This is a genomic window from Streptomyces blastmyceticus (genome assembly GCF_039521185.1).
GTDB lineage: Bacteria > Actinomycetota > Actinomycetes > Streptomycetales > Streptomycetaceae > Streptomyces > Streptomyces blastmyceticus.
Map to the genome: position 1 here is coordinate 1 of NZ_BAAABW010000008.1, position 11,892 is coordinate 11,892.

At 71.4% G+C, this 11,892-nt stretch carries 10 protein-coding genes; 2 read left to right on the forward strand and 8 right to left on the reverse strand.

Going from position 1 to position 11,892, the window contains the following annotated elements:
* Window positions 1-603 precede the first annotated feature (603 nt).
* A complete protein-coding gene (locus tag ABD269_RS06295; protein ID WP_344116870.1) occupies window positions 604-1,218 on the reverse strand; it encodes a hypothetical protein in 615 nt (204 codons plus the stop codon).
* 102 nt (window positions 1,219-1,320) lie between these two features.
* A complete protein-coding gene (ahcY, locus tag ABD269_RS06300) occupies window positions 1,321-2,778 on the reverse strand; it encodes an adenosylhomocysteinase (RefSeq protein WP_301887058.1) in 1,458 nt (485 codons plus the stop codon).
* A 383-nt stretch (window positions 2,779-3,161) separates the two neighbouring features.
* Here ahcY and ABD269_RS06305 point away from each other — a divergent pair, with 383 nt between their 5' ends.
* Window positions 3,162-5,159: a fructose-specific PTS transporter subunit EIIC gene (locus ABD269_RS06305; RefSeq protein ID WP_344116873.1), complete on the forward strand. Its 1,998-nt coding sequence runs from the start codon at window positions 3,162-3,164 to the stop codon at window positions 5,157-5,159.
* Window positions 5,160-5,202: 43 nt separating this feature from the next.
* On the opposite strand, the gene ABD269_RS06310 is transcribed toward ABD269_RS06305, so the two are convergent.
* The 6 genes from ABD269_RS06310 to ABD269_RS06335 all read right to left on the reverse strand — a co-directional run bounded on the left by ABD269_RS06310 (window position 5,203) and on the right by ABD269_RS06335 (window position 11,042).
* The gene (locus ABD269_RS06310) at window positions 5,203-6,171 is read right to left on the reverse strand and encodes a cation diffusion facilitator family transporter (protein ID WP_301887055.1); all 969 of its coding nucleotides are present in this window, start codon (window positions 6,169-6,171) and stop codon (window positions 5,203-5,205) included.
* Window positions 6,172-6,257: 86 nt separating this feature from the next.
* Window positions 6,258-7,463, reverse strand: coding sequence for a mannose-6-phosphate isomerase, class I (gene manA / locus ABD269_RS06315; protein WP_344116875.1), 1,206 nt, complete (start codon window positions 7,461-7,463; stop codon window positions 6,258-6,260).
* Window positions 7,464-7,560: 97 nt separating this feature from the next.
* Complete coding sequence (locus tag ABD269_RS06320) at window positions 7,561-8,718, reverse strand: SIS domain-containing protein (protein ID WP_344116876.1); 1,158 nt, start codon at window positions 8,716-8,718, stop codon at window positions 7,561-7,563.
* A 65-nt stretch (window positions 8,719-8,783) separates the two neighbouring features.
* Window positions 8,784-8,960 (reverse strand): Trm112 family protein, encoded by a 177-nt coding sequence (locus ABD269_RS06325; RefSeq protein WP_116212094.1) that lies wholly within the window; start codon window positions 8,958-8,960, stop codon window positions 8,784-8,786.
* 144 nt (window positions 8,961-9,104) lie between these two features.
* Entirely contained in the window at window positions 9,105-10,463 is a 1,359-nt protein-coding gene (locus ABD269_RS06330) for a phosphomannomutase/phosphoglucomutase (RefSeq protein WP_344116877.1), read from the reverse strand.
* A 138-nt stretch (window positions 10,464-10,601) separates the two neighbouring features.
* A complete protein-coding gene (locus tag ABD269_RS06335; protein ID WP_301887049.1) occupies window positions 10,602-11,042 on the reverse strand; it encodes a DUF3499 domain-containing protein in 441 nt (146 codons plus the stop codon).
* Window positions 11,043-11,314: 272 nt separating this feature from the next.
* Here ABD269_RS06335 and ABD269_RS06340 point away from each other — a divergent pair, with 272 nt between their 5' ends.
* Window positions 11,315-11,824: a metallopeptidase family protein gene (locus tag ABD269_RS06340; RefSeq protein WP_344116878.1), complete on the forward strand. Its 510-nt coding sequence runs from the start codon at window positions 11,315-11,317 to the stop codon at window positions 11,822-11,824.
* Window positions 11,825-11,892 lie beyond the last annotated feature (68 nt).

Here is an 11,892-nt window from a genome sequence, read left to right on the forward strand (position 1 = left end):
CACAGCCAGGCGGAATAAGCCCGGCCATGCACAGCGTCCTCGCTGTGTGTGCCTACCCACCCCCGAGGGGATCGGCAGGACTTTCAAAGGAACCGCGTCCCGGCCAGAAGGCCAGGGACGGGGTATTTTATAGTCTGGCGTTGACTTTTGGCACGCTGTTGAGTTCTCAAGGAACGGACGCTTCCTTTGTACTCACCCTTTCGGGCTTTCCTCCGGGCGCTTCCCTTCGGTATTTCGTGTTTCCAACCTTACCAGATCCGTTTTCCAGTCCGTTTCCGGTCCGAATTCCGTTTCCGGCCCCCTGTTGGAGCGGGGTTTGCCTTCCAGCTATTCGCTTTCCGGCTTCACCGACTTTATCAGAAGCTTTTCGGCCGAGCTAATCGGCCTTTTGCTTCTCATAAGGAGATGAGGTGTGCTCCGTGCGAATTGAATCCGGCACCGAAGCGATTCAGATCCTAACCGTTGCGCCCGGAGCTGTCCAGCTCCCGGCAACCGTTCGAATCTACCTCCTCGCGCTGCCCGTGTCAACAGGTTTTGCGAAGCGAGTAGGAGACTACCAGGCCGGTACGGCCCGGCGCACATCGTCCGTCGGGCAGGTGAAGATCAGGCGAAGGACGACGGCGGGCTCTCCAGCTCCTCCAGTTCGATGCCCGGCGCGGCCAGGACCACGTCCCCGGCCAGGTGCACGCTGTGCTGCTCCCCCGTCTCCAGGTCGCTGACCTGGTACTCGTCCACCGTCAGCACCCCGTTGTCAGTGGCGTGTGCTGTTCTGTCGACCAGGGCCCACGCCTGGTCGAAGGTGCGGGGAGCCAGCACGGGGGAGGTGAAGCCGACGAGCCGGATCCGTTTCGCGCCCTCGCCGGGCGCCAACCGCAGCAACCGGGCCAGGGCCACGTGGAAGGCCGGGGAGGCGCCGGTGAAGGCGTGGGCGGGCACATTGCCCTCGGTGGCGTGCTCGCCGGTCGGATCGGTGCGCACCCAGGTCACGCCGTCGAGGGCCGCGCCCCGCACCTGCCAGCTCGCCGCGTGCAGCTGCAGGCGGATCGGGCGGCCGAGGTCGTCGAGGGTGAGGTCGACGGAGCCGGCGTGATCGCCGGAGGGGGCGGTGAGCTGGGAGACGTAGCGCCAGCCGGAGGGGCCGGTGGCGCAGTGGAAGTGCTCTTCACCGAGGGGGGTGTGGTCGTGCGGGTCGTAAAGGGAGTAGCGGCCGCGGGGCATGGTGGGGTCCTTGACGGGAACGGGACAGGCCCCCACCGAGGAGGGCGGGGGCCTGCGCGCCGGCTTCTGCGGTGGCTGCGATCAGCGGCCACGGCAGCGGTATCAGTAGCGGTAGTGGTCCGGCTTGTACGGGCCCTCGACCTTGACGCCGATGTACGCGGCCTGCTCCGGGCGGAGCGTCGTCAGCTTGACGCCCAGCGCGTCGAGGTGGAGGCGGGCCACCTTCTCGTCGAGGAGCTTCGGCAGTACGTAGACATCGGTCGGGTACGACTCCGGCTTGGTGAAGAGCTCGATCTGGGCCAGCGTCTGGTCCGCGAAGGAGTTCGACATCACGAAGGACGGGTGGCCGGTGGCGTTGCCCAGGTTCAGCAGACGGCCCTCGGAGAGGACGATCAGGACCTTGCCGTCGGCGAACGTCCAGGTGTGGACCTGCGGCTTGACCTCGTCCTTGACGATGCCGGGGATCTTCGCCAGGCCGGCCATGTCGATCTCGTTGTCGAAGTGGCCGATGTTGCCCACGATGGCCTGGTGCTTCATCTTGGCCATGTCGGCGGCCATGATGATGTCCTTGTTGCCCGTGGTGGTGACGAAGATGTCGGCGATCTCGACGACCTCGTCCAGGGTGGTGACCTGGAAGCCGTCCATCGCCGCCTGGAGGGCGTTGATCGGGTCGATCTCGGTGACGATGACACGGGCGCCCTGGCCGCGCAGGGACTCGGCGCAGCCCTTGCCCACGTCGCCGTAGCCGCAGACGACCGCGACCTTGCCGCCGATGAGGACGTCGGTGGCGCGGTTGATGCCGTCGATCAGCGAGTGGCGGCAGCCGTACTTGTTGTCGAACTTCGACTTGGTGACGGCGTCGTTCACGTTGATCGCCGGGAAGAGCAGCGAGCCGGCCTGCTGCATCTCGTACAGGCGGTGCACGCCGGTGGTGGTCTCCTCGGTGACACCGCGGATCTCGGACGCCAGCTGGGTCCACTTCTGCGGGCTCTCACCCAGCGTGCGGTTGAGGAGCGTGAGGATCTGGGCGTACTCCTCGCTGTCCGCCGTCGACGGGTCCGGGGCCGCGCCGGCCTTCTCGAACTCGACGCCCTTGTGCACCAGGAGGGTGGCGTCGCCGCCGTCGTCCAGGATCATGTTCGGGCCGCCGGTGGCGGTGCCGGGCCAGGTCAGCGCCTGCTCCGTGCACCACCAGTACTCCTCCAGCGTCTCGCCCTTCCAGGCGAAGACGGGGATGCCCTGCGGGTTCTCCGGGGTGCCCTCGGGGCCGACGGCGATGGCCGCGGCGGCGTGGTCCTGGGTGGAGAAGATGTTGCAGGACGCCCAGCGCACCTGAGCGCCCAGTGCGACCAGCGTCTCGATGAGCACGGCCGTCTGCACCGTCATGTGCAGCGAGCCGGTGATGCGGGCGCCGGCCAGCGGCTGCGCCTCCGCGTACTCCTTGCGGATCGCCATCAGACCGGGCATCTCGTGCTCGGCGAGGGTGATTTCCTTACGACCGAAGACGGCCAGCGACAGGTCCGCGACCTTGAAGTCCTGACCGGTGGAGGTGGTGGTCATACGGGCTGCTCCTCCTGAAGGGGCGAGCGAGGATGGGTACGGCTGTGCACGCGGTCAGTCTGCCGGGACGACGCCGACCGGCAGGTGGCTGGCACCTGTCCGGATACACCTGTCCCCTGGCCGCAGCGCAGTCCGTCGGAGGCCCTCTCTCCCTCGGCCGGTCCGTCGCGCGGGCCGCCCGACCGCCATCAGCAGCGACGTCTGGCTCTGTCACGAATCTACACCGATGGTGGCGGTGAACCCCAGCCCTGCCCGGCCCTGTTCCGCGGACGGGCGCCGTGATCGCTTTCCTCCGCAGGCCCCGTGTTGCAGGATGCGATCAGCGCGCGGACTGCGGGGAACCGTCGGCGCCGGCGCGCGTGCCGATCTGTGAGGAGATCCATGTGACCAGTCCAGCCGACCCCTCCGAGGGCGCGGGGGTCAGGGGGCCGGGGCTCAGGCTGCTGGCGGTGACCGCCTGCCCGACCGGCATCGCCCACACCTATATGGCCGCGGAGAAGCTGGCGCAGGCCGCCCAGGCGCTCGGTCATGAGATGAAGGTGGAGACGCAGGGGTCGATCGGGGCGGAGAACGTTCTGACTGACAACGATGTCAGTCAGGCGGACGGCATCATCGTCGCCGCCGACAAGGACGTCGACCTCGGCCGCTTCGTCGGCAAGCGGGTGCTGTCCGTGGGGGTGGCCGAGGGCATCCACCACCCGGAGCGGCTGATCGAGCGGGTGCGGAGCGCCCCGGTGTACGCGGGTGCCGGGGGCGGGAGCGGGGGCGGCATCCTGCCGACGGCCGTCGGGGGTGGCGGCAAGGAGCGCGGCGACGTCTACAAGGCGCTGATGAACGGCGTCTCGTACATGATCCCGTTCGTGGTCGTCGGCGGGCTGCTGATCGCGGTGTCGCTCGCGCTGGGCGGCCACACCACGTCCCAGGGGATCGTCTTCGACAACTCCTTCTGGCGGTCCGTCAACGACATCGGCACCGTCGGTTTCACCCTGATGATCCCGGTCCTCTCCGGCTATATCGCCTATGCGATCGGCGACCGGCCCGCGCTGGTGCCGGGCATGGTCGGGGGCTGGATCGCGGGGCACGGGGAGCTCTACGACAGCAAGGCGGGCGCGGGCTTCATCGGGGCGATCGCGACCGGCTTCCTGGCCGGCTATCTGGTCCGCTGGATCAAGAAGGTCGAGGTCCCGAAGTTCGTCCGGCCGATCATGCCGGTGATCGTGATCCCGATCGTGGCGACGTCCGCGCTGGGCCTGTTCTTCATCTATGTCATCGGGCGGCCGATCTCCTGGGTGTTCGAGCACCTGACGAGCTGGCTGGGCGGGCTGACCGGTGCGAGCGCGGCGCTGCTCGGTGTGCTCCTCGGGCTCATGATCGCCTTCGACATGGGCGGGCCGGTGAACAAGACGGCGTTCCTCTTCGGCGCGGGTCTGGTCTCCAGGAACCCGGAGATCATGGGGATGTGTGCGGCGGCCATTCCGGTGCCGCCGCTCGGGCAGGGGCTGGCGACGCTGCTGCGGCGCCGGATGTTCACCGACCAGGAGCGGGAGACCGGTCTGGCGGCGCTGTTCATGGGCTTCTTCGGCATCACCGAGGGTGCGATCCCGTTCGCCGCGGCCCGGCCCGCGCGGGTGATTCCCGCGAACATGCTCGGCGGCGCGGTCGCGGGTGCGGTCGCGGGTCTGGCCGCGGTCAAGGACAGCGTGCCGCACGGCGGTCCGATCGTGGCGCTGCTGGGGGCGGTCGGCGGGGTGCCGATGTTCTTCGTCGCCATCGCCATCGGCATGGCGGTGACGGCGCTGACGACAGTCACCCTGATGTCGCTGGGCAGCGGCGGCCGGACCGCGGCAGTCGCTCCCACCGCTCCCCCGGCCCCCGTTTCCCCGGCGGCTCCGGTGACTCCGGCGGCTCCGGCGGTCGAGGAGGGTTCGGCTCTCTCGGGTTACCTCACCGAGCGGACCGTACGCACGCGGCTCGCCGCGACCGGCAAGGAGGCGGCGATCCGGGAGATGGCCGAACTGCTCGCGGCCTCCGGCAAGGTGACGGATGTCGACGGGCTGGTCCGTGCCGCTCTCGCCCGTGAGGAGCTCGGTACGACCGGGCTCGGTGAGGAGATCGCCGTTCCGCACGCGAAGACGGCGGCGGTCTCGGGGCCCGTCGTCGGCTTCGCCCGTTCCACGGAGGGAGTCGAGTGGGGGGCGCTGGACGGTACGAAGGCCCGGCTGATCTTCATGATCTCGGTGCCGGAGGTGGGGGCGGGGGACGAGCACCTGCGGCTGCTGGCGATGCTGTCGCGGAAGTTGATGGATCCGGGGTTCCGGGAGCGGTTGCTCTCGGCGGAGGAGCCGGGGGCGGTCGTGGAGGTGCTCCGGGAGGTCGGGTAGGGGCGCCTCGCCCTGCCCGGCCCCGCCTCCGCGACCGGGGCCCTCAGTGGCGGGCCGGGCCGCCCGGGGTCGCCGCCGGGTCCTCGCCCGCCGCTGCCGCTTCCTCGCTGTAGATGTCCGGTTCGAGGTAGATGGCCCGGGCGATCGGGACCGCCTCGCGGATGCGGGCCTCGGAGGCGTCGATCGCGCGGGCGATCCCGACGGCGGTCTCGTCGTGCCGTACGGCGATCTTGGCGGCGACGAGCAGTTCCTCGGGGCCGAGGTGGAGCGTGCGCATGTGGATGACGCGGGTGACCGTGTCGCCGTCCACGGCGGCCGCGCGGATCTTCGCGACCTGCTCCGGGCCGGCCGCCTCGCCGAGCAGCAGGGACTTGGTCTCGGCGGCCAGGACCAGCGCGATCAGGACGAGCAGGATGCCGATGCACAGCGTGCCGATGCCGTCCCACACGCCGTCGCCGGTGGCGAGCGTCAGGCCCACGCCGAACAGTGCGAGGACGAGGCCGATGAGGGCGCCGAAGTCCTCCAGCAGGACGACGGGGAGCTCGGGGGCCTTGGCCGTGCGGATGAAGGAGCCCCACGACTGCTTTCCGCGCAGTGCGTTGGACTCCTTGATGGCCGTGCGGAAGGAGAAGCCCTCGGCGACGACCGCGAAGACGAGCACGGCGACCGGCCAGTACCAGTTGTCGAGCTCGTGCGGTTCCTTGATCTTCTCGTAGCCCTCGTACAGCGCGAAGACGCCACCGATGGTGAACAGGACGATGGAGACGAGGAATCCGTAGATGTAGCGCTCACGGCCGTAGCCGAAGGGGTGCTCCTCGCTCGCCTTCTTCTGCGCCTTGCGGCCGCCCAGCAGGAGCAGCACCTGGTTGCCGGAGTCGGCGACCGAGTGCACTCCTTCGGCGAGCATCGACGACGAGCCGCTGAACGCGAACGCGACGAATTTCGCCACGGCGATGGCCATGTTGGCCCCCAGCGCGGCGACGATGGCCTTGGTTCCGCCTGATGCACTCATGGATGCGGCTTGTTCCTTCCGCCCGGCTGTTGCTTTGCTTTTCCTTTACGGCGGGTCATTGTCGCAGCCGCCGGGCTGGAGGCGGGTCAGACGGCGACCGTGGCCCGGAAGACGGTGGCGTCGTCGCCGGTGAGTTCGGCGCGCTCGTCGGCCCGTACGAACGCGGACTCGCCCCCGCGAAGGCGCAGCTCGGTGCCGTCGGCGGCGCGTACGACCGCGGTGCCGGAGGTGCACAGGAGGATCTGGGGGGCGCCCGGGGGCAGGGTGGCGGGGGTTTCGGAGGAGGGTGCGAAGACGTAGCGGGAGAGGCGGAATTCGTCGACGGGTGTCGCGTAGACCTCTTCGCCGCCCGCGTCGGCCTCGGGGCGCAGGACGGCGGGTTCGGTGCTCTCGAAGCGGACGACGCGCAGCAGTTCGGGGACGTCGATGTGTTTCGGCGTCAGGCCGCAGCGCAGCACGTTGTCGGAGTTGGCCATGACTTCGACGCCGAGGCCGTCGAGGTAGGCGTGGGGGACGCCCGCGCCGAGGTAGAGGGCCTCGCCGGGGTTGAGGCGCACGTGGTTGAGGAGCATGGCGGCGATGACGCCGGGGTCGCCGGGGTAGTGGCGGGCGATCGAGGCGTAGGCGGCGTACGCGTCCCGGTGCGGGCCGTCCTCGGCGGCGAGCCGTTCGGCGGCGGCGGAGGCCGCGTGGACGGTTTCCGCGATGGCGGTGTGGTCGGCGACGAGGACGGCGGTGAGGACCTCGCGCAGGGCGTCGGCCTCGGGCTGGGCGTGCAGGAGGTCGACGTACGGCTTGAGGGAGTCGACGTCGAGGGCGGCGAGCAGCTCGGCCGTCCCGGCGGGGTCACGAAAGCCGCAGAGCCCCTCGAACGGGGTGAGGGCGCAGAGCAGTTCGGGTTTGTGGTTGGCGTCCCGGTAGGTGCGGTGCGGGGCGTCGACGGGGATGCCGCGTGCCTCCTCGTCGGCGAATCCGGCCCTGGCCCGGTCGAGGTCGGGGTGGACCTGGAGGGACAGCGGGGAGGCGGCGGCGAGGAGTTTGAGCAGGAACGGCAGGCGGGGGCCGAAGCGGCGTACGGTCTCCGGGCCGAGTTCGGCCTCGGGGGCGTCGGCGATGGTGTCGCCCAGGGGCCGGGGGCCGTCGCCGCGGTCGACGCGGGAGGGGGCGCCGGGGTGGGCGCCCATCCAGAGTTCGGCCTGCGGTTCGCCGGTGGGGGTGGTGCCGAGCAGCTCGGGGATCGCGGTGGTGGAGCCCCAGGCGTAGGGGCGCACGGTGTTGGCGAGGCGGTCCATGGGGGCGGGTTCCTGACTGTTCGTGCGGCTGGGTTCCGGCCTGCTTGCGGCTGTTCGGGCCCGGTCGTCGGTCACGGGCCCGCGCCGTCTCCTCGTTCTACGGGGTGGAGGCGAGCGCCAGATAGACGGCGGCGAAATCCGTGATGGCGAGGAGCTCCGCCGCGGTCTCCAGGGGTGTGCCGCCCTCGGTCGCCTCCAGCTCGCTGATGGGGGTCTCGCGCTGGAGGGCCAGTTCGCGGGCGGCGGGGCCCGGGGAGGTGATGTCCGGTTCGCGCTCGCGGAGCAGGACCACGCGGGCGTGCAGGGCCTCGGGGTCCTCCACGCGGTCGCGGAAGAAGTCCTCCGGGTCGGCGCCCGCGGCGAAGTCCCCGGCGAGCAGCGTGCCGTGGGCGGTCAGCGCCTCGGGCAGTTCGGCGGCGAGCGCGGGGCGGCCGGCGAGCGCGGCGAGGACGGTGGCGAAGTGGCGGCCCACCGCGGCGGCGAGGTCGCCCTCGGACCAGATCAGCGGGAGGGTGCCGGCGAGCTCGGCCGCGAGGGTCTTGGCGGGGTTGCTGTAGGTGGCGTGGGCGGGGCCGCATACCTCCGCGACCTGGTCGAGCCGGTCGGCGAGGGACTCGATTGCGCCCTGGTCGGCGGCGAGCAGGCCGATGCGGTCGGTGAGGGCGAGCAGCGGGGTGAGCAGGGACCAGAGGGTGCCGGGGCCGATGGGGAGCGCGGCCCTGGCGCCGGTGGTCCCCGCGTCGCCGGTGCGCGGGCCGCCGGGGGCGGCGGTCAGCGGGATGGCCAGGCCGCGGGCCTGTTCGGTGGCGTCGGCGAGGGGGGTGCCCGCCGGGGTGACACAGACGACGGAGCAGCCTCGGCGGTACGCCTGCTCCAGCAGGATCGCGAGGCCGGGTTCCGTGCCGTCGGGGCTGGCGACCAGCAGCAGGTCCAGCGGGCCCGTCCAGCCGGGGAGGGTCCAGCGCAGGGCGCCGGGGGCCGGGGCGACGCCGGTCGGGCGGATCAGGGTGACCGGGGCGCTGCCGCCGGCGAGTGCCGTCAGGAGGTCCGCGGCGCAGCCGGCGGCGGGGGTGGGCCCGGCGACAAGGACGGCGCGCGGGCGGCCGTCCGGCCGGAGTGCCGCGACGCCCGCTTCTGCGGCGTTGCGGGCGGCCGTGCGGACCCGGGCGCCGGATTCCGCGGCGCCGCGCAGGAGGCCGTGGAGATCGGCTCGGGACAGGGCTTCCGGGTCATCGAGGAGTGACTCGTCGAACACCGTTGATCAGCCTCCGATCGCCGTGGCGTACGCCGTACGGGTGTGTGCCGGGCCGGGCGGACGGGTCAGGCGGGGCGCCGGGCCTCGTCCACGAGCAGGACGGGGATGCCGTCGCGCACGGGGTAGGCCAGACCGCAGCTCTTGCTCTCGCACACCAGCTCGGCGGCCTGCTCCTCCTCGTGGAGGGGTGCGTGGCACTCCGGGCAGGCGAGGATCTCCAGGAGACCGGCTTCGAGCGGCATGGGGGTTCCCTTCGGCGTGTACGTCCCTTGCCCGGCCAGCGTAGTCGCTCCCGCTGGGGGTGGCGGATATCCGGGGCGCTGCGGGCCGGTGGTTCCGCTTCCGTGGCGGGGCGGGGGCGGGCGGCCCCCGCCCCCGGGCCGTCGCTAGGCGCGGACGACGGAGAGGACCTCGTCGCGGATACGGGCCACCGTCTGCTCGTCGCGTGCCTCGACGTTCAGGCGGAGGAGCGGTTCGGTGTTGGAGGCCCGGAGGTTGAACCACCAGTCGGCGGCCGTCACGGTCAGGCCGTCGAGCTCGTCCAGCTGCACGTCGTCGCGGTCGGCGTACGCCGCCTTGACCGCGGCGGCCCGGCCGGCCTGGTCGGCCACGGTGCTGTTGATCTCGCCGGACGCGGCGTAGCGGTCGTACTGGGCGACGAGCCGGGAGAGCGGTTCGTCCTGCCCGCCGAGCGCGGCGAGCACGTGCATCGCGGCGAGCATGCCGGTGTCCGCGTTCCAGAAGTCGCGGAAGTAGTAGTGCGCGGAGTGCTCGCCACCGAAGATCGCGCCGGTGCGGGCCATCTCCTCCTTGATGAAGGAGTGCCCCACGCGGGTGCGCACGGCCTTGCCGCCGTGCTCCTTGACGACCTCGGGCACCGACCACGAGGTGATGAGGTTGTGGATGACCGTGCCGCCGGGGTGCTTGGCGAGCTCGCGGGCGGCGACCAGGGCGGTGATGGCGGACGGGGGGACCGGGTCGCCGTTCTCGTCGATGACGAAGCAGCGGTCGGCGTCGCCGTCGAAGGCCAGCCCGATGTCGGCGCCGACCTCGCGCACCCGCGCCTGGAGGTCGACGAGGTTCTTCGGGTCGAGGGGGTTGGCCTCGTGGTTGGGGAAGGTGCCGTCCAACTCGAAGTACATCGCGTCGAGTTCGGTCGGAAGGCCGTCGAGGACGGTCGGGACGGTGTGGCCGCCCATGCCGTTGCCCGCGTCCACCACGACCTTCAGCGGCCGGATGCCCGACAGGTCGACGAGGCCGCGCAGGTGCTTCGCGTAGTCGCCGAGGACGTCCCGCGCGGCGATCGTGCCGGGGGTGGCGGCCGATTCGGGTGCCCCGGTCTCCGTCCACCGCTCCACGAGTGCGCGGATGTCGGCGAGGCCGGTGTCCTGGCCGACGGGGGCCGCGCCGGCCCGGCACATCTTGATGCCGTTGTACTGCGCGGGGTTGTGCGAGGCGGTGAACATCGCGCCGGGCAGGTTGAGCGCGCCGCTGGCGAAATACAGTTCGTCGGTCGAGCAGAGCCCGATCTCGGTGACGTCGACGCCGAGGGCCGCGGCGCCCCGCGCGAAGGCCCGGGACAGGCCGGGCGAGGAGGGGCGCATGTCGTGCCCGGTCACGATCGCGTCCGCGCCGGTGATCCGGGCGAAGGCGGCGCCGAACAGCTCGGCCAGCGCCTCGTCCCACTGGTCGGGGACGACACCGCGGACGTCGTACGCCTTCACGATCTGCGACAGATCAGCCACAGCCAACCCCTCCTGGAGTCCTTTACGGGGACACAAACCTACCTGGAGGCACTGACGATCCGGGCATCGATCGAGCGGAAGGCCGGGGGTGGGCGGGTGTTGACGGCCATCGGGCCTGGTGTGCGGGCCGCCGGGGCGTCAGGAGTCGGGCGAGCGCAGCACCCTGAGGTGGCCTCGGCGGGCGACCTCCATCGGGTCGGCCTCGCGGCCGTTGGGCCCGACGGCGCCGGGGGTGCCGGCCGGTCCGGTCAGGCGCTCCTGCGGGCGGGCCGCTTCCCGCACGGCGTTGGCCAGTGCTTCGAGGTCGTCGCCGCTGGGGCGGGCGGGACCGGTGTCGAGGGCGAGCCTGACCACGTCCCAGCCGCGCGGTGCGGTCAGGCGCTCGGAGTGCTCGGCGCACAGGTCGTAGCAATGGGGCTCGGCGTAGGTGGCGAGCGGTCCGAGAACGGCGGTCGAATCGGCGTAGACGTACGTCAGCGTCGCGACGGCCGGGCGGCCGCACGCAGTGCGCGAACAGCGACGTACAGGGCTCACGAGGTTGGACGGTACCGCACTCTTGAGCGGTCCGCGACGACTCACCCCCGGCTCACTCCTCCGTGTCGGCTCTGTTCGCCTCGTGGACGCCGCTTCCCCACCGCCTGGTTGACCTGCGCGGAGGCCCTGAGGGCAGGGCGGAGCGGCAAGAAAATCTGTCATCAAGCTGTCTGCACAGTGTCCTTCATCGAGCACGACCCCGTCCTGCACATGGCCGTAATTGATCGCAGAGGTGACCGAAATGTTCATCCAGCGACATTCGGCTGATATGCGATCACTACGTGCACACAGCCGGACGACGGCTACCCTCGGGAGTGATGGACAGCCCCGCACCCCCTCCGGCCACCGCCGGAGGCACCCCCAGCCCCGCCGGCCCGCGACCGCGCCACCGCGACCGCCATGGACGCGGCATGCGCGGACCGATCGCCCCGCCCCAAGTGCCGCTGTCGGTCAGCCGGGGCGAGGCGTTCGTCGACCTGGTGCACGACTCGGCGGAGCGGCTGGAGCGGCTCTGGCCGCAGCTGTCCGCGGTCGACTTCGTCGTGCGCGAGGTGCCGGTCACCACCCGTGACGGCCGCGGCACCATGAGCGACTCCGAGGGGCTCGACGCCTTCGAGTTCGACGGCGAGACGGTGCCGCTCGGGCGGTACGTCGCCGCCCACGGCGACGCCCCCGACCGGATCGTCGTCTACCGGCGGCCGGTGGAGATCCGCACCAAGACCCGGGACGAGCGCGCGCTGCTCGTGCACGAGGTCGTGGTCGAGCAGGTCGCCGAACTCCTCGGGCTCGCGCCGGAGTCGGTGGACCCGCGGTACGGCCAGGACTGACCGCCGCGCGGGCCGGTGGCCCCAACGCGGCGGCGCGCGGCGGCGATCCGTGCCGCACCGGAGGTTTG